This window comes from Paenibacillus uliginis N3/975 (genome assembly GCF_900177425.1).
Taxonomy (GTDB): domain Bacteria; phylum Bacillota; class Bacilli; order Paenibacillales; family Paenibacillaceae; genus Paenibacillus_AQ; species Paenibacillus_AQ uliginis.
This window is the reverse complement of the sequence record NZ_LT840184.1, coordinates 314,851-333,116: the sequence shown is the minus strand read 5'-3', so window position 1 is coordinate 333,116 and position 18,266 is coordinate 314,851. Positions and strand designations below refer to the sequence as shown.

The window sequence follows — 18,266 nt, the reverse complement described above, 5'->3', positions numbered from 1 at the left end:
CATTTTAGCGTGTAAAATCAGGCGTTTTACGCAATCTGACTTGCGCAAAACGCCGCCAGAACCGTACAGTACAACTGTATGCTGTGAACTTTGTCACCAGAAGCCACTTATTTATGATTTTGTGAACATTCTGTGAAATTTTTCTGGACGATCACTTACAACACCAAAATGGTGCAAAATCGCATTGACAATGCGTTCGGAAGCATGGCCGTCACCGTAAGGATTTGCTGCCTGACTCATGGATTCATACAGCTCTTTATCGGTAAGCAGAGCCTTTGTCCGCCCATAAACATCCTCTTCGTGCGTTCCTACCAATTCAAGCGTTCCAGCATCTATGCCTTCCGGCCGTTCTGTCGTGTCGCGAAGCACCAATACAGGCACGCCGAACGAAGGAGCTTCCTCCTGCATACCACCAGAATCCGTTAAGATCAGGTGCGTATGGGCATAGATGTTATGAAAATCTACCACATCCAGCGGGTCGATAAGCTTGATGCGAGGATGACTGCCCAAGATTTCGTGTGCAGGCTCCTTGACCGCAGGGCTCGGATGCACCGGATAAACAATCGCGATATCCTCGAACTCATCCGCTATACGCTTAATTGCACGGAAAATATTGCGGTGCGGCTCTCCCTGGGATTCACGCCGATGCGCTGTCATGAGAATCAGACGTTTGCCTGACGCCCAGTCCAGAACGGGATGTGTGTAATCGGGCTGTACCGTATATTGAAACACATCTGTTACTGTGTTGCCTGTGACGTAAATGGTTGACTCGTTTTTGTTCTCTTTACGCAGGTTATCCGCAGACCAATCCGTTGGAGCGAAATGAATATCCGAGAGAACGCCAGTTAGTTGGCGATTCATCTCTTCCGGGTACGGGGAGAGCTTGTTCCATGTACGAAGCCCCGCTTCCACATGCCCTACTTGAATTTTCTGTAAAAACGCCGCGTAGCTAGCGAGGAACGTCGTCAGCGTATCACCGTGCACCAACACGATATCAGGCTTAGCTTCCCGCAGAACCGGCTCCAGACCTTCCAGCACCCGGATTGTTATCTCATTCAGTGTCTGCCGGTCTTTCATTACATCTAGATCGTAGTCCGGGACAATCTTAAACACATCCAGCACCTGATCGAGCATTTGACGGTGCTGCGCCGTAACGCAGACCACCGATTCAATATGCTCGGGGTGACGCTGCAATTCTAGAATGAGCGGCGCCATTTTGATTGCTTCAGGACGAACGCCGAATATGGTCATCACTTTCACTTTAGACATGTTCGCTTCCCCCTCTTTACATACATTCCATACTTATACGTACACGTTGTTACTTGGTTCCGTAAAGTCGGTCTCCTGCATCACCTAGTCCAGGAATGATATAACCATGATCATCCAGACCCTTGTCCAAAGCAGCTACATAGATATCAACATCGGGATGCGCTTCTTGTACAGCTTTAACACCCTCAGGTGCAGCCACCAGGTTCATCATCTTGATCTGCGTGCAGCCACGTTTCTTCAGGACGTCGATTGCCGCAATAGCGGATCCTCCCGTCGCGAGCATCGGATCAATGACGATCAACTCTCGCTCTGTTACATCCGTTGGAAGCTTCGTGTAGTACTCCACCGGCTGCAGGGTCTCAGGATCGCGGAACAGGCCCACATGGCCTACCTTAGCTGCAGGCAGCAGTTTAACGACACCGTCAAGCATACCCAGACCGGCACGCAAAATCGGAATCAGACCCAGCATGCGGCCGGAAATAACCTTTCCTTCGGTCTCAGCTACCGGAGTTTGCACGGAAATCGATTCCAGCGGAATACTGCGGGTTATCTCATAAGCCATCAGTGTGGCCACTTCGTCAACCAGCTCGCGAAAATCTTTCGTGTTGGTCCGCATATCGCGGATAAATGTCAGTTTGTGTTGAATCAATGGGTGATCACAAATCACCAATTTTCCCATGTCAGGTCCCTCCGGTTGGTTACGATATGTTAAAATATAAGAAGGCATAAAATGGAATTTTATACTTTCTTATATTTCTCGCAGAAACGTCATCGCCCTTTGGAAAAGGACAACGAAATCGTTTCTGCTTGTTCAATATGGGCGTAAAATCTAGTGAGCTCCATAAATCTTGTCTATTATATCATTCCCCGTGGTGATTTTACACCTGTATCCATCATGTTTCTTGCGCTCTAAAAAGTCAGGGCGCATTAGCAAAACCTGGCATTATACTATCGTTTCCATTCTGTTCAAAAAGATGCCAAATCGTGCTGAAAGAACCAAAAGCCCCGTCTTCTACGAAGACGGGGCCCGAAGAGCGCCTTACATTACCTCACCTAACCAAGTTGCATTGATTAGTATTTCAATTGCGGATACAGCGGATATTTCTCTGTCAATTCAGCTACCATACGACCAGCTTTTGCGAGTGTTGCCTCGTCCTTCGGCTGACGGAGGACCATAGCTATAATTTTGCCGATCGTAGCCATAGCTTCCTCATCCATGCCACGGGAAGTCACAGCTGGGGTACCGATCCGGATACCGCTTGTTACAAACGGACTTGTAGGGTCAAATGGAATCGCGTTTTTGTTCACGGTAATACCGATAGAATCTAGCACTTTCTCAGCATCTTTACCGGAAATGTCCAAATTACGGGTATCCACCAGCATCAGGTGGTTATCGGTTCCGCCGGATACGATGTTAAGCCCTTCAGAAATCAGTGTGTCCGCAAGTACTTTGGCGTTCTTCACTACTTTTTCAGCATGCTCCTTGAAGGATGGGTCCAACGCTTCACCCAGCGCAACTGCTTTGGATGCAATGACGTGCATAAGTGGTCCGCCTTGGGTGCCCGGGAATACCGCCTTGTCGATAGCTGCAGCCCATGGCTGTTTGCACAGAATCAAGCCGCCGCGCGGTCCGCGCAGTGTTTTGTGAGTTGTTGTGGTAACGAAATGTGCGTGAGGTACAGGGTTCGGATGCAATCCTGTAGCAACAAGCCCTGCGATATGAGCCATATCAACCATGAACAAGGCACCCACGTCATTTGCAATGGAAGCCAGTGCTTCAAAGTCGATGGTTCGCGGATAAGCGCTTGCGCCGGCAACAATCATACGCGGACGATGTTTGAAGGCTGCTTTACGCACTTCGTTATAATCGATTAGGAAGGTATCTTCCTGCACACCATATGCCACAAAGTTATACAGAAGGCCGGATGCATTGACAGGACTACCGTGCGTCAAGTGCCCACCATGTGCCAGGTTCATACCGAGTACCGTATCGCCCGGCTTCAACGCAGCCAAATAAACAGCCATGTTCGCCTGTGCACCGGAGTGAGGCTGGACGTTAGCGTGCTCAGCACCGAACAACTGCTTCGCACGGTCACGTGCCAGATCCTCTACAATATCAACGCGCTCGCAGCCGCCATAGTAGCGTTTGCCTGGATAGCCTTCTGCATATTTATTCGTCAGCACTGATCCCATCGCTTCCATAACAGCTTCACTAACAATGTTCTCCGAAGCGATAAGTTCAATGTTACTGCGTTGGCGCTTCAGTTCCAAATCCATCGCTTCCAGTACTGCCGGGTCACTCTTGCGCAAATGTTCCATCATATTCGTATCCTCCCTAAATTAAAAAATAATATATGGTTAATCATCAATCACAACTACGTCTAATCACATGCCGCCCTATCAATCTCCTGCTCCATCCGATATACAGCCCGCTCTCCACCGATCAATTTCGGTCTCGTCAATGCCGCTGTCACACGAGCTTTCCCGATATACCGAATACTCGGTCGAAATGGTACCGCAACACGGCGCAGATGCATGCCGATCATCGTCTCACCAATATCGATACCCGCATGAGCGGAGATGCTCTCAGCCAGACACGGATCATCGAAGCTCCGGTAAGCGGCAGACGCCATAGATCCTCCCGCTTTAGGAACGGGTACTGCAGCTACTTCCGTCAGTCCCAATCGCTCGAGTAGTTTCCGTTCCACAACAAGCGCACGGTTCAGGTGCTCGCAGCACTGGTAAGCCGTATCGAAACCGAACTCAGCCTGTACCTCTGCGATTCCGTTCAGCACCTGTTGCGCGGTCTCCAGCACACCGCCGGTACCAATCCGGCGGCCGGTGATTTCACTTGTGCTGGTCCCGACGACCAGCACCTTGCCTGCCCTGAGACCTGCAGCCTCAGCCAATTCCCGCATAATCGTTACCGTTTGTTCTCTCAAAGCATGGTCAACCGGGTAATCTGTCATGTGTTTCAGCCCTCCTTGGATGCGATAGTCTGAAAGCCAACTGCCTGATGTCTTAGTTACTTAAGTTACTTAGGTTACTTAGTTACCGTTCATCCCTGCAGTACGAGCTTATCCCTTCAGATAGCGTTCCTCAATGGCCTTGATTTTGTTCACCCTGCCAACATGCCGCTCACCTTGACTGAAATCTGTCGTCAGCCAAGCTGTAACGATTTCTGCTGCAAGGCCGGGGCCCACCACTCGTTCACCAAGTGCCAGCACGTTGCTATCATTGTGCTCGCGGGTAGCTTTTGCCGAAAATACATCATGTGTCAGCGCACAGCGAATTCCTGGAACCTTATTCGCCGCAATGCTCATGCCGATTCCCGTTCCGCAGATCAGAATTCCACGGTCAGCTTCTCCGGATACGACCTTTTCACATACCGGAAGCGCAAAGTCAGGATAATCTACCGAGTCGGAACAGCCGCAGCCCAAGTCCTCGACCTCATGCCCGAGATTCCGAATGACCTCCGTAATTTCCTCTTTCAAACGAATACCTGCATGATCCGTGCCCAATGCGATTTTCATATGAAAAACCTCCTCGTATGTTTCATCTTTTGTGTCGGCACTTTTGCAAAATGCTCGTACAACAACTTGTTTCATTATAACCCAAATTGTTAGCAAAAGACGAAAAAAAGAGCAGTCCGCGCACGTGTATCGTGCACCAATTGCTCTTTGCCCAGGCGACCGGCCGTATGTTCCGGTGCTCCATCGTGGTTTCATCCACTTCGTCGCCAGTTACACCGGAATCCGTGTTTTTCCCCTTCATCTTAAAACATACGGAAAAGAAAAGCAACGAATATTTATTCATAATTATGATCGGTAAATGACTTCAACTATAACGGGAACTGTACAGCCGCAAATCACGTTACTTACTCTCTCTCCAGCTTGTCCAGCAATCGGAACAGCGCTGAACGGATTTCTGCCGCAGTTTCCTCATACTCTTCCAGCGAACCTCCGAACGGATCGGAAATATCAAAACTCGGAATACGCTGACGCAGCTCGATTAACCGAACCTTGTCTTTCTCCTGAAGCTCAATGCCAAGGGATCTCATCATCTCCATGGATGCCAGCAGACTGTCCTGCTCCTGCAGATCCGTAAGCACCTGCACATCATTCTCGACGTATTCTTTTAGCGTATGAACCTTGTCCGCCGCATAAGGAAACTGACGAATCGCATACTGCTTATGGGATAACGTCAATGTCAGAATCAGATCTGCCCACTCGACAAGATCCATACTCAGTGGCTTAGAGGACATACCGTCCTTAATCTGCTGATCGCGGAGTACTGCTTCAGCATGACGTGAGATTGGCATTCCTTCTGCAGCCGAAACACCTGCGGAACGAACTTCAAGCGGAATCCCTCTCCCCTTGGCGAGCTTGCGCAGCATACCTTCAGCCATAGGACTGCGACAGGTGTTGCCGGTGCAGACGAACAATATGTTTTTCACGGTCTCCACCTCCCCGAAAGTGTATCTTTTACTGCCGTCATTGTATCAAAATATAAACATCAAACCAAATGCCAGCAAAATGACACCGCCGGTCATTTCTCCATATTCACCGAGTCTGCTACCCGCCTTCCGGCCGAGCATCAGTCCGAAAATCGACATTAAGCCTCCGATCACGCCGAAAGAAGTTACAATGATCGCCGTATCATTCACGAACATGCCAAGCGAAACCCCTACCGAAAAAGAGTCGATACTGACACTAAGCGAAAACAGAAGCATTCCGAGCAGCGTGGTGTGATTCACCGGCCGACCTTCCTCTTTGCGAAAAGAGTTCCAGATCATATGTCCCCCCAGCAGCACAAGCAGGCCTCCTGCAGCGAGCCCCGTAACTTGTCCGAGCAAAACGCCAACATAACGACCAGCAAACAAACCGAGCAGCGGCATCAGCGTGTGGAATAAGGCGATCAGCAGGCTGATGATCAGGACATGTTTCAGGCGGATGCCTCTCATTCCAACACCGATACCGAGTGAAAATGCATCCAAGCCCAGCGCCACGGCCATAATCAGGATCGTCGCGAGTTGCCCTAACTGGACAGACGTTTCCAACATGCCTTTTTCCCCCAAGTCCCTATGGTCTTGTACACCATATGCGGACAAGGGGGGAATGATGCCTAAAACCCTTGTGGACGGATTCATGCCTGTGTCGCGCTCGCCTAATCTGAGGCAAGCCCATCATCGGACGCAAATATAATATGATGACCCGCCGCCTTCAGCAGCCGGTTCATCACCGCGGCGCCAAGACCTTTATCCGGGCAGGATTCTGCCAGGATAAAGGTCGCGCCTGCTTCATCGAATTGGCGCAGCCCGGCGTAGAGCCGGTGTGCCGCTTCCTCCGGTGCGGCCAGGCTGCCGAGCGAGACGGCAACGTCCGCGCGGTAGCGACCGATGTGCTCGTCGAACGACAGCACACCGGTCGTCTCCCCGCGCGCTCCGGCGGCGTCAAGCTCGGCCTGGATCTTGGCGGACACGGCATCAGCCGTCCGCCCCTGGACGATGCACAGGGCACCCTTGGGTGCGTAGTGCGTGTACTTCATGCCCGGCGAGCGTGGCGCCGGGCTGTCTGCGCTCCCGGCGCGCGCAAGCGCCGGGTCGCGCTGCACGCTTGCCGCGAGCGCGGCAAGCTGCTCTTCCGTGACGCCGCCGGGGCGCAGCACCGTCACAGTACCGTCCTGGCCAGCCTGGACGACCGTCGACTCGACGCCGACCCCCGCGGGGCCGCCGTCGAGAATGCCGTCGATGGCACCGGCCAGATCCTCAAACACATGGCCAGCCAGCGTAGGGCTTGGCCGGCCTGAACGGTTTGCGCTTGGCGCAGCAACCGGACAGTCTGCGGCGCTGATCAGTGCCAGCGCCACCCTGTGATCCGGCATGCGGACCGCAACCGTATCTAGTCCAGCCGTCACGCGCGGAGATACCGCGCCGGGCTTCACCGGCAGGACCAGTGTTAACGGTCCCGGCCAAAAAGCCTCCATCAACCGCCGCTCCGTATCATTCACTCCCAGCACGAGCTCGTCCAACTGAGACGTATCAGAAATATGCACAATAAGCGGATTATCGGAAGGGCGCCCTTTTGCAGCAAAAATCTGTTCCACCGCAGCTGTATTTCGGGCATCCGCACCGAGACCATATACCGTTTCCGTTGGAAAAGCTACAGTCCCTCCGCCCGCAAGCACCGCACCAGCCTCATTTAGAGCTATGGCATCATCTGATCCCAAAGCCCATAAGGGAAATCCCGCCTGCTCATGATCTGCGCCGCCGACCAGTGGTTGTACGGTAGCAGAAGCTGCTGCTCCGGCTTCATGATCGACGCACACCCGCCACAGTTTCGTAACCTTACCCCCGGCGTGAAGGCCCTGTTCCAGATTCCCGTTCTCTTTTCGTTCCATTATTATCCCAAGCTTTCTTTATTATAGATCACCTAGCTCGGCAGCATGCTCAAACACCAAGCCAGAATGGATTGCTATCACCATTTATCCAAAAGAAAAAGCGCTTGTAACCTCCAGCCCCGGCAGCCTCATGGCGGCCCCTTCGCTAAAGAGAAAGCACTCTTCTGCTTGAAATTGTATCATATTTCGCTACCAATGACGATGAAGAATTGACCAGCAGCCTAGAACAACCCGACAATCCAATCCCACAAACTGATGAAGAAGTCGAATAGGAAAAACCGCACCTCAGGCTCACTTGAAGCAGCATTGCCCCGTTCCTCCGAAGCATTCTTGTCGTCGGCTTGCACTGAAGCCGTTCTTACTGCGTTGTCTACGGGCTGGGCAGCCGCATCGCCACTGCCTGCATCAATGAAGCAAAGCGGCGGGAAAAGCACACACCACCAGTTCTGGCCTTTGCCTTCACCCAGTGTAATCCGGACAGCTTCATATTCCCCCGCAGGATACACAGTTCCACCGTAAAGCTTTGTCGGGAACGGCACGGTTCCCAAATTCACATCATAAGCATAAGTGATTCCACGCTTGGATAGCTCTTCCCCAACCAACCGCTCAATTTCTGGCAGATGATTCCGTGTTAACTCTCTTGCTTCCTCCAGGCTTTGCGGATTGTCCAATTCTAAAACCCATCTCTGCATTTGAGCTACAACAGCATCACGAATTTCACGCTTGACGAGCTGATCAGACGGATTGTCCGAGTTAGCCAAAATACGAAGCCGGATCGATTCTTCCGGAATCGGGCCTCCCGCAACTGCCGCGTCAATCCGTTGTCCTTCCCAAGCCATCACAACCATAAACAATATGGATAAGAGCATGATCATTTGTTTTACAATAATACGGAGTGTCTCGCTATGTTTTCTCATTATGCTAGCCGCCTCTCCTGATAATCTATGATGTCTATCAGTATGTCCGGCTGAGAGAGAGATAAACGTGCAATCTAGCATTTTTATTAAAAAGATAGAATAGAAAACAAACAAAAAAGCCCCGAAGGGCTTAATCATTAGAGTACCAGAGTGTACTGAAATTCATATATTTTCTATTTAACTGGTTCTAGCTTTGCTTGGCAACTGTCCGATGCGTGCTCGGCTCCGGCAGATCTTCATCAATCTCCCGTCCATGCAGCTTCACACTCATTGCCACACCCATACTGGCCATGCTGATGACGAGTGACGTTCCCCCGAAACTGATAAACGGCAGCGTAATTCCCGTCAGCGGCATAAGACCAATAAACATACCGATGTTCTCAAAGATCTGGTATAAGAACATCGATATAATGCCGACGATCAAAAATGGACCCGCACGTTCCCGGCACTCCAGTGAGATCAGAATCATCCGGTGAATCAAAACAAAATACAAAAGCAGCAGCACAGAAGAACCGATAAATCCGTATTCCTCCGCGATCTGCACAAAGATGGAATCTGAATACGTGTAAGGCACGCGACCCGACTGCACCGACGTTCCCTCCATAAAGCCTTTTCCGCCCATGCCGCCGGATGCTATAGCTAGCTTGGCATTATGGGTATGCCAGCTTGCCTTGGCTGTAGCCTTCTCCGGTACCAGCCAAGGATCTATCCGTTCCATCCAGTGGGCGCGTGAACCCGTGCCGAGGGATTCCTTAATCTCATCGTGATAATGGACATAGGCCATAGCACCACCTACAGCTATGCCGCCTACCAGAACCAGCCCGATCAAAGCATGAGAAAATTTGACGTTGCCAATCCAAAGCAATCCCAACAAAATAATGACATAACTGAGCGCATTCCCGAGGTCGTTTATTCCCATGACGAGCACGAATGGAATGAACGCAAGCAGGCCAACCGGGATCACGTCCTGGATAAAGGACAGTCGGGGCTTGTTTTTGCGAACTAGTGCGTACGTGAGAATAATAATCAAAACAAGCTTGAACATCTCGGCCGGTTGCAAGCTGGCGAAACCAAGCGAGATCCAGCCCTGCGAACCGTTTATGGTTGCCCCGAAAAACATGACAAACAGTAGCAGTGCTAAACCACCAAAATAAATATACCACGCATATTTCATTAGAAAACGAAAATCCAGTAAGCTCATTCCAAAAAAGGCAATAAAACCTACTATATAATATAGAATCATCTTGACATGGGAGCCATCAAATTTCACATCTCCCTTGGTAACACTGTATATCGACGTAATACTAATAATCATCAACATGACCAATACAGCCACTATAACAAAATCAATCTTTTTAATCTTTTGAAGCATCTTCGGTCCCCCTGTGCCGGAGCTTCACGCTCCACCTGCGCCCTGAAGGCAATTTAACATTCATACTTACTATTGTAAGAAAAAAAGGGCCGAATGACAATTACAGCGAAATTCCCAATACATGTCTATCAATACCAGCAAGGTCCGGGACCGTAATGATACGGTTCCAATATCCTGTCGAACGCAGCAGGTCTGCCACATCTTCCGCCTGGCCCATGCCAAGCTCAAAGGCAATGATGCGCGGCGTTGATGCCAATAGAGGCAGCTGTTCCATCATAATCCGGTAAGGATTTAAGCCATCCTCACCGCCGTCAAGTGCGGTGCGCGGCTCGTGATCCCGAACTTCCGGCTGCAGCTCTTCAATATCCTCCGCCGGAATATAAGGTGGGTTGGACACCAAAATATCGGGTGCAAGACCAGCAAACGGCTCCAACAGATTCCCTTGGCGAAATTCTACAATCGCACCTAATCGCTTCGCATTACGCTCGGCCACCTGAAGTGCTTCCGGAGAAATATCGCTAGCAAGTACCTGCCACTTGGGCGATTTCAGCGCCAAGCTCACACCAATGGCGCCGCTCCCGGTACCGATATCCAAGACCGTAAGCCTGGATGCCATGTCGGCATGCTTCAGCACGGCCTCTACCAGCAGCTCTGTTTCCGGACGTGGAATGAGTACGGCCGATGTCACCTCAAAGGGAAGACCATAAAACTCCTGCTCTCCGATTATATACTGCGCAGGCACACCGTCTCCCTTTTGGTTAACGGCCTCTTCCCATGCTGTGCGCCGCTCCTCTGGGAAGATTTCCGGCAGCGCCATATAGTAGGCTGTACCGGTCAACCTAAGCACAAACTCCAGCAGCAACTGGGCATTACGCTGCGGCTCCAGTACGCCGCAGTTTTCTAAAAAAGAAGAAGCCTCTATATAGGCTTCTCTTATGCTGCGCTCCGGCGTCGATACGAATAATTTCCGCTCCAAAGCGTTATTCTCCTCTATCCATCATTTCTGCTTGCTCCGCAAGGGTCAAGGCTGAAACGATTTCCTCAATTTCTCCGTTCATCACCTGATCCAGCTTGTGCAAAGTCAAGCCGATCCGGTGATCCGTCACACGGCTTTGCGGGAAGTTGTACGTACGGATCCGCTCACTGCGATCGCCAGTACCTACCTTGCTCTTACGCTCGCCGGAATATTTTGCTTCTTCTTCCTGACGCATCATATCATAGATACGGGTACGAAGTACCTGCAGCGCCTTATCTTTGTTGGAGTTCTGTGACTTTCCGTCCTGACATGTCGCAACGATACCTGTTGGAACGTGCGTGACACGTACCGCAGATTTCGTCGTGTTAACGGATTGTCCGCCTGCACCGCTGGAACAGAATGTATCCACACGAATATCTTTATCATGGATTTCGATATCCACTTCTTCAGCTTCCGGCATAACCGCAACTGTCGAGGTGGACGTATGAATGCGGCCGCCCGATTCCGTTGTCGGAATACGTTGTACCCGGTGTGCTCCGCTTTCAAACTTCATTTTGCTGTAAGCACCGCGGCCGTTGATCAAGAAGATAACTTCCTTAAATCCGCCGAGATCATTCGAGTTGACGTCCATTAACTCAACCTTCCAGCCTTGGGTATCCGCATAACGGGTGTACATCCGGTATAGATCCGAAGCGAACAGTGCCGCCTCATCACCACCTGCCGCTCCGCGAATTTCGACAATAACGTTCTTATCGTCATTCGGGTCCTTCGGCAGAAGCAGAACGCGGATCGTCTCTTCAAGTGTCTGCTGACGTGCGCTAAGTTCGTCGATTTCCATCTTCACCATTTCACGCATCTCATCATCCAGCTTTTCGCCCTGCATCGTCTTGGCAGCGTCAAGCTCGTCAATCACATTTTTATATTCAACAAAGGCCTCGTAAGCAGGCTGCAAATCGGATTGTTCTTTGGAATAATCCCTCAACTTTTTCGAGTCGTTTGCAACATCGGGATCGCAGAGCAGCTCGCTTAACTTTTCATAACGGTCCGCAAGGGATTGCAATCGGTCCAACAAGGGAATTCACCTCTCTACATATATATTTCCTAATTATGTTTAAACAAAAGCACGTCATTTATTAACAAAGGTCATTGCATAAACCGTAATACAGCAGTAACAAACGACTTTTTATTTTAACATGAATCAACTGATTTGACTAGAAGGGAGATACCCAGTTTAGCATATAGATGGAAATATCTTTTTCCTTGAAATAGAAGGTATGAACGAAAAGGAATTTTCTCCTTTGTCACAAAAGCCCATGTTTTTCAGTTGTATATTTTGAAAGGGGGGATAAAGATGAATCAATCAAATATGGATGATAGCGAATTAATGTCCGTACTGGAGAGAATAAAGTTAGGGGATATTCCATCTTACGCTTATATTATAAGTCGCTTTCAAAAACGTATTTTTTTATATTGCTATTATTTACTTAAAAGTCATGAAGAGGCTGAGGATGCTGCTCAAGATATTTTTATTAAAGGGTTGGAGAATATAACGCGTTTTTCTTACAATGTCTCTTTTTCAGCTTGGCTTTATACAATAGCGCGAAATCATTGTACAGATCTACTTAAGATAAGAAGCAAACGTTATAAATCCTTAATGCAATACGAGATAAATAATGACTACAAGATGGAAAATGAATATACCGATCTGATCCATGATTTATTAGACAATCTAAATATGGAAGAAAGGCAAATTCTTTTACTTCGTTCTCTTGAGGAATATAGCTATGACGAAATAGCTTCGATTATGGACATTAAACCCACTACCATTCGAAAAAAATATGAACGAATTCGAAAAAAATTGATTCAGCAAAAAATAGAAGGAGGAAAAATCTATGAACACTCGTATAAAACTGGAGGATAAAGATTTTAATCAATTACAAAGTTTGATTAGAGAAACACCTATTGAAGTAGATTTAGTTGAGCGTACTATGGAGAAATATGCTGAAGTAAACAGTAAAGCAGCAAATTCCAGAGTTATAGCCACTCGCAATAAAAATAGAGCGGGTAAAACAATAATAGCTGTAGCTTCTGCGTTTTTGATTTTAATGGGTTCAGGATTTATTTCGCCAACGATGGCAGCATCTATTAAACAAATTCCCGGAATAAATTCAATCTTTAAATTTGCTGGTGATCTTGGTCTGAAAACTGCAGATGAAAAGGGTCTGGTTACAACTGTTAATTCAAGCGATTCTCATGACAATTTGAAACTAAATGTGCCAGTCGTAATGTTTGATGGCACACGTGTGTCGATTGGTATTGAGCATCAGTCTTCGGTGAAAAAATATTTAGATAAGAATATGCAGGAACTAATTAGCAGCATAGAACTTTTCATTAATGGAGAACCAGTCAACTCTTATGCGCCTGCTAATACAAGCAATTCTATTGATCCATATATTATTCCCAGTATAGAAGACAATAGTGCAATTATACAATTTTCAGATCGACATAACCAAGGGGGAAATGTATTTCCTGATAAATTTGACTTAACATTGAAAATTTCAGTATTGGGTATCCAGGAGCCATTTGAAATTGATATTCCAGTTGAAAAGAATACAAAGGATAATCTGGCTCTTAATCCATCAATAAGTCGTCAATATGAGAATATCAATTTGAAGTTGGATAAAGTAGAATTTACGCCGATTACAACCAGCCTAACTACACGTATTGAGTTATCTAAAAATCTAGAGATTGCATCATCTCTTCCTCTTTTGGGCTACGATATATTCGATGAAAAGGGCAATAAATTAAAATTAATTAATGCAAATGGATGGAATCCAACAGACGGCAATGTTATGATAACTGATTCCCGGTTTGAACCGTTTGAATCAATCCCCAAATCAATAACCATTAAGACATATAAGTATTTATATAAAAATGAAAATAGAAATCAATTCGAGCTAGACTCAAATGGAATCCCAAAAATAGAGTATCTTCCAGATTTGGAGATCACTCTTCCGATAACATTGAAATAAAAAAGGCTATGAAAAAGACAGGCGCCTCCACAAAGAGACCCCTGTCTTTTTCAATACATTGTTAATTACACATTGAAACGGAAATGCATAACATCGCCGTCTTTTACAGTGTAGTCTTTACCTTCCAGACGCAGCTGGCCGCGCTCTTTCGCCCCGTTCATCGAACCGGCTGCTTGAAGGTCATCATAGGAAACCACTTCTGCACGGATAAATCCACGCTCGAAGTCAGTATGAATGACACCTGCCGCCTGCGGTGCTTTAGTTCCTTTGCGGATCGTCCATGCGCGAACTTCTTGAACCCCTGCCGTAAAGTAGGTGTAGAGTCCAAGCAGGCTGTAAGCAGCCTTGATCAGACGATTCAGACCGGATTCCTCAAGGCCCAGTTCCTCAAGGAACATAGCCTTATCTTCACCTTCGAGTTCGGCAATTTCAGCTTCCACTTTAGCACTGATCGGCACGACAGCAGCGTTCTCGGCTGCAGCAAAATCTCTCACCTGTTGCACGTACGGATTGCTGTCCGCTTCGTTCACGCCGTCCTCACTCAAGTTCGCCGCATACAGAACCGGCTTCAATGTCAACAGATGCAAGTCACGAATGATCAGTTTCTCTTCATCGCTGAGTTCCACACTGCGGGCAGGCTGATCATTGTACAAAGCTTCCTTCACGCGCTCCAGCAGTTCGACTTCCTGTGCGTAAGTCTTGTTGCCGCCCTTCATATTCTTCTTCGTACGTTCAATTCGCTTCTCCACGCTGTCGAGGTCAGCCAGAATCAGCTCCAGGTTAATCGTCTGAATGTCACTGACCGGATTCACCTTACCGTCTACGTGAGTGATATTCTCATCCTCGAAGCATCTTACCACATGCACGATCGCGTCCACTTCACGGATATGAGCGAGGAACTTGTTCCCAAGACCCTCTCCTTTACTTGCGCCGCGGACCAGACCTGCAATATCCACGAATTCGAATGCGGTAGGTACAGTTTTGTTCGGCTGCACCAGTTCGGTCAACTTGTCGAGCCGCTCGTCCGGCACTTCCACGACACCAACGTTAGGGTCAATTGTACAAAACGGATAGTTGGCTGATTCCGCCCCCGCCTGTGTAATTGCGTTAAACAATGTGGATTTGCCGACGTTCGGCAGACCGACGATTCCTGCTTTTAAAGCCATTTATGTGACAACTCCTTATGGGTTTCTCTAAACAATCCTACTAATTATATCAGATCATACCTTTTGTTCAAACCATGAATATCTCTTATTCAAAAGGATACCAAAATCGTTGGCCCGGGCAAATACCGACAGCAAAGTTTCCCTTAAGCGAGCCGCTTCATTCTGGCTATGCCACGTTTAGATTTATGCAAAAAATCAAGCGTATGCTGTTTGAATTCTGATTGGGGCATTTTGTTTATAATATCAATAGATTGAGTAAGTAATAACTTCCTACGAAATAAGATGGAATTAATTTCTTTTATGATTTTGATTTCATCATTTGACAAACCACTTCTTTTTAATCCAACCATATTGACACCGCATATACTTGCTCTAGAACCGTCAACTAGCGAGTAAGGAACTATATCCTGAGAAACTTTACTTACAGCTCCAATCATAGAAAGCCTACCAATTTTACAAAACTGATGAATTCCAGTCAGGCCACCAATAGTCACATTATCCTCAATTTCAACATGACCCCCAATTTGTGCACTACTAGCGATAACAATATGGCTACCCATCACAACATCATGCCCAATATGAACGCAGGTCATAATGAAGTTGTTATTGCCGACTCGTGTTATACCATCGCCTTTTAACGTTCCTTTGCTGATCGTTGAGTACTCTCTTACGACGTTGTTATCACCAACAATGACGTATGTCTTTTCATCTTTATATGTTTTATCCAATGGGGCGGAACCGACTACAACCCCCTGAAATATGTGATTGCTCCTGCCTAATACTGTATGTGAACCAATACAAACACTACTTCCAATTTTACATCCGCTTCCAATCTTTACTTTCTCCTCGATTATACTAAACGGGCCAATTTCAACATTTTCTCCGATTATTGCTGTATGATGTATGATCGCTGTGGGATGAATCAAATTTTATCCCTCCGTTTTTAAGATACTGATTTTGTCATTATTTTTTTAATAACACTTCTAGTTTTTTATTAATTTCTTTTATTGTTCTGGGAAGCCTGGAGAGCACCGCAAGCTCTTTCAGTTGTTCTTTATGAGGACGAGCATAAATACCAGAGACAACTGATTTTGGTGGCAAATCTTTTCCCACACATGTTCTTGCTAAGATAATAGAGTGATCACCAATAGAAACATGACCTGTAATACCGCATCCACCTGCTAAAGTGACATGATTCCCAATTGTTGTCGAACCAGCAATGCCGCTTGTTGCAACGATGAGGCAGTGTTCTCCTATTTGAACGTTGTGGCCAATTTGGACAAGATTATCTATTTTGGTGCCCTTTCCAATTATTGTAGAATCAATAGTGCCACGGTCAATTGTAGTATTAGCTCCAATCTCGACATCATCAAAGATTACTATGTTTCCAACATGAGGAATCTTTACATGTCTTTCTCCATCCCATTCATACCCGAATCCATCAGAACCGATGACAGAACCGGAATGTATGATAACATTGTTGCCAATCACCGTATCCTTTGAAATAGTAACATTAGGATGTATGAAACAATTTTCCCCAATAAAGACGTTTTTACCAATGAACGAATTTGAACCAATAACAGTATGATCTCCAATAGAAACGCCTTCTTTTATCACTGTACCGTCATCTATCTGTATACAATAACCAAGTTTACTAGATACATCGATCATACTTGATGTAATTTTGCCGTTACTCTCAATTTTATCTTGAAACATACCCACTAAATGAACGAAGGCCAGTCTTGGGTTTTTTACTTTGATGACTGGAATAAGAAAGTCACATACAATATTGTCAGGAATAACCAAGGCAGAAGCGCAACATGTAGTCAGTTTATTGACGTTTTTTCCTGATACATAAGCAATTTGACCATCCTTAGCATTCAAAAAGGAGGCAATACTGTGTATAACAATATCACCATCACCCACTAAAGACCCATTCAATGCCTGTGCAATTGATTTTAAGTTGTATGCCATATTTACCCTCCTTATTAATTCATATTAATAGAGATGCTTTAGAACTTTACGTGCCAGAAGTATGTTTAGATGATGGGAGGTTCGTTCGCCTTTTATTTTTGCCAAAAAGGGAGGAATCAAGGCCAAATCTCCAATGACATCTAAAAGTTTGTGACGGGCAAATTCATCTTGGAAACGCAAATTGGACATGATTCCACTTTCGCCAATCAGTACCGCATTTCCCAAAGAGGCGCCTTTAATTAGTTCTTTGCTTCTTAAGTAATTAATATCTTTTTCGTATCCAAATGTGCGTGCAAGTGCAATATCACTCAGGTAATCATTTAATTCGAAGTCAAAGTATGCTATCTGATCAGAAAGAAAAGGCAGATTATGTACGTTCTTAAAACCAATTGTATATGACATGGCAGAACAGGGGAAAGCTTCAAGAAATGACTTGCCTATCTCAACTCTAACGTTTTTCTTTAAACGAAGATATTTTTTCTCAACATTCTGTCTGGAAAGACCGACCTCTGATATTTTAGTAGCGATGTCTAAAGAACTCCCATCGAGAACAGGAATTTCTTCGCCGTTGATATCAATAATAGCATTATCAACGGCCATGCCACGAAGAGCAGACATAACGTGTTCAACCATAGAGACCGAATATCCATTATGATTCGTAAGTTGGGTGCAACGTTCAGTGTTTGATACATTTTTAACTTTCACTTCAATAATTTCAAATGGCTCCACATCAGTTCTTCTGAAGACAATTCCACTATTAGGTCGTGAAGGATGAAGAGTCATACATGTTACAATTCCACTGTGTATGGTGATGCCTTCTAATTTAAAACTGCTACCAATAGTTTGTTGATACACTATTTGATCGCCCTTTCACCTTGGTATATGATAACGTTTCATAATCCGATTGTGGACTATGTTTGGACGTCCTTCCTAATATCCTTCTCCTCACTCCCAAAAGGGAACACTTGTTTCCATACGTACTCCTAATATAAGGTTTTTAGTGCAAATTGGCAAAAGTTTTTTTTGAATTTGAACATGTTTTACGAATATATAAAAATTCTGATAAGACGCCATTTACATATCAAGACCTGTTGAAACAGTGCTTAGTTTCTATAAAAAGAAAAAGACCTTTAATCCTTGTCGGATTAAAGGTCTTTCGAA

General features: G+C 46.6%; 18 protein-coding genes and 1 riboswitch. Of the genes, 2 read left to right on the top strand and 16 right to left on the bottom strand.

From position 1 onward, the window contains the following. Nucleotides 1–111 precede the first annotated feature (111 nt). From wecB to prfA, 12 genes are all read right to left on the bottom strand, one after another. Nucleotides 112–1,269 carry a non-hydrolyzing UDP-N-acetylglucosamine 2-epimerase gene (wecB, locus tag B9N86_RS01480; protein WP_208917453.1) on the bottom strand — a complete coding sequence of 386 codons (1,158 nt, stop codon included), beginning with the start codon at nucleotides 1,267–1,269 and terminating at the stop codon, nucleotides 112–114. Between the two features lie 49 nt (nucleotides 1,270–1,318). Continuing rightward, nucleotides 1,319–1,948 carry a uracil phosphoribosyltransferase gene (gene upp, locus B9N86_RS01475; RefSeq protein WP_208917452.1) on the bottom strand — a complete coding sequence of 210 codons (630 nt, stop codon included), beginning with the start codon at nucleotides 1,946–1,948 and terminating at the stop codon, nucleotides 1,319–1,321. Nucleotides 1,949–2,340: 392 nt separating this feature from the next. After that, a complete protein-coding gene (locus tag B9N86_RS01470; RefSeq protein ID WP_280174963.1) occupies nucleotides 2,341–3,591 on the bottom strand; it encodes a serine hydroxymethyltransferase in 1,251 nt (416 codons plus the stop codon). 59 nt (nucleotides 3,592–3,650) lie between these two features. Further along, complete coding sequence (locus B9N86_RS01465) at nucleotides 3,651–4,238, bottom strand: TIGR01440 family protein (protein ID WP_208917451.1); 588 nt, start codon at nucleotides 4,236–4,238, stop codon at nucleotides 3,651–3,653. Nucleotides 4,239–4,346: 108 nt separating this feature from the next. Continuing rightward, the gene (rpiB, locus tag B9N86_RS01460; RefSeq protein ID WP_208917450.1) at nucleotides 4,347–4,802 is read right to left on the bottom strand and encodes a ribose 5-phosphate isomerase B; all 456 of its coding nucleotides are present in this window, start codon (nucleotides 4,800–4,802) and stop codon (nucleotides 4,347–4,349) included. Nucleotides 4,803–4,944: 142 nt separating this feature from the next. Further along, nucleotides 4,945–5,026, bottom strand: a riboswitch (ZMP/ZTP riboswitch). Nucleotides 5,027–5,146: 120 nt separating this feature from the next. Continuing rightward, nucleotides 5,147–5,725 (bottom strand): low molecular weight protein arginine phosphatase, encoded by a 579-nt coding sequence (locus B9N86_RS01455; protein WP_208917449.1) that lies wholly within the window; start codon nucleotides 5,723–5,725, stop codon nucleotides 5,147–5,149. A 45-nt stretch (nucleotides 5,726–5,770) separates the two neighbouring features. After that, a complete protein-coding gene (locus B9N86_RS01450) occupies nucleotides 5,771–6,331 on the bottom strand; it encodes a manganese efflux pump MntP (protein ID WP_208917448.1) in 561 nt (186 codons plus the stop codon). Nucleotides 6,332–6,435: 104 nt separating this feature from the next. Further along, nucleotides 6,436–7,668 carry an L-threonylcarbamoyladenylate synthase gene (locus B9N86_RS01445; RefSeq protein ID WP_244562921.1) on the bottom strand — a complete coding sequence of 411 codons (1,233 nt, stop codon included), beginning with the start codon at nucleotides 7,666–7,668 and terminating at the stop codon, nucleotides 6,436–6,438. Nucleotides 7,669–7,889: 221 nt separating this feature from the next. Beyond that, on the bottom strand, nucleotides 7,890–8,585 hold the full coding sequence (spoIIR, locus tag B9N86_RS01440) for a stage II sporulation protein R (protein WP_208917447.1): 696 nt from the start codon (nucleotides 8,583–8,585) through the stop codon (nucleotides 7,890–7,892). Nucleotides 8,586–8,772: 187 nt separating this feature from the next. Next, a complete protein-coding gene (locus B9N86_RS01435) occupies nucleotides 8,773–9,957 on the bottom strand; it encodes an FtsW/RodA/SpoVE family cell cycle protein (RefSeq protein ID WP_208917446.1) in 1,185 nt (394 codons plus the stop codon). Between the two features lie 100 nt (nucleotides 9,958–10,057). Next, entirely contained in the window at nucleotides 10,058–10,933 is an 876-nt protein-coding gene (prmC, locus tag B9N86_RS01430) for a peptide chain release factor N(5)-glutamine methyltransferase (RefSeq protein WP_208917445.1), read from the bottom strand. 4 nt (nucleotides 10,934–10,937) lie between these two features. Continuing rightward, a complete protein-coding gene (prfA, locus tag B9N86_RS01425; RefSeq protein ID WP_208917444.1) occupies nucleotides 10,938–12,005 on the bottom strand; it encodes a peptide chain release factor 1 in 1,068 nt (355 codons plus the stop codon). A 279-nt stretch (nucleotides 12,006–12,284) separates the two neighbouring features. Between prfA and B9N86_RS01420 the strand changes: the two genes are divergently transcribed. Next, a complete protein-coding gene (locus tag B9N86_RS01420) occupies nucleotides 12,285–12,854 on the top strand; it encodes an RNA polymerase sigma factor (protein WP_208917443.1) in 570 nt (189 codons plus the stop codon). Beyond that, nucleotides 12,826–13,965: a DUF4179 domain-containing protein gene (locus tag B9N86_RS01415; protein WP_208917442.1), complete on the top strand. Its 1,140-nt coding sequence runs from the start codon at nucleotides 12,826–12,828 to the stop codon at nucleotides 13,963–13,965. Before B9N86_RS01420 ends, B9N86_RS01415 begins: the two co-directional genes overlap by 29 nt. Before the next feature lie 65 nt (nucleotides 13,966–14,030). Here the strand turns inward: B9N86_RS01415 and ychF are convergent, their stop codons facing one another. From ychF to lpxC, 4 genes are all read right to left on the bottom strand, one after another. Next, nucleotides 14,031–15,131, bottom strand: a complete 1,101-nt coding sequence (gene ychF / locus B9N86_RS01410; protein WP_208917441.1) for a redox-regulated ATPase YchF — start codon at nucleotides 15,129–15,131, stop codon at nucleotides 14,031–14,033. 143 nt (nucleotides 15,132–15,274) lie between these two features. After that, nucleotides 15,275–16,057, bottom strand: coding sequence for an acyl-ACP--UDP-N-acetylglucosamine O-acyltransferase (gene lpxA / locus B9N86_RS01405; protein WP_208917440.1), 783 nt, complete (start codon nucleotides 16,055–16,057; stop codon nucleotides 15,275–15,277). A gap of 37 nt (nucleotides 16,058–16,094) precedes the next feature. Beyond that, nucleotides 16,095–17,105 (bottom strand): UDP-3-O-(3-hydroxymyristoyl)glucosamine N-acyltransferase, encoded by a 1,011-nt coding sequence (gene lpxD, locus B9N86_RS01400; RefSeq protein WP_208917439.1) that lies wholly within the window; start codon nucleotides 17,103–17,105, stop codon nucleotides 16,095–16,097. 24 nt (nucleotides 17,106–17,129) lie between these two features. After that, complete coding sequence (gene lpxC, locus B9N86_RS01395; RefSeq protein ID WP_208917438.1) at nucleotides 17,130–17,960, bottom strand: UDP-3-O-acyl-N-acetylglucosamine deacetylase; 831 nt, start codon at nucleotides 17,958–17,960, stop codon at nucleotides 17,130–17,132. Nucleotides 17,961–18,266: the final 306 nt, after the last annotated feature.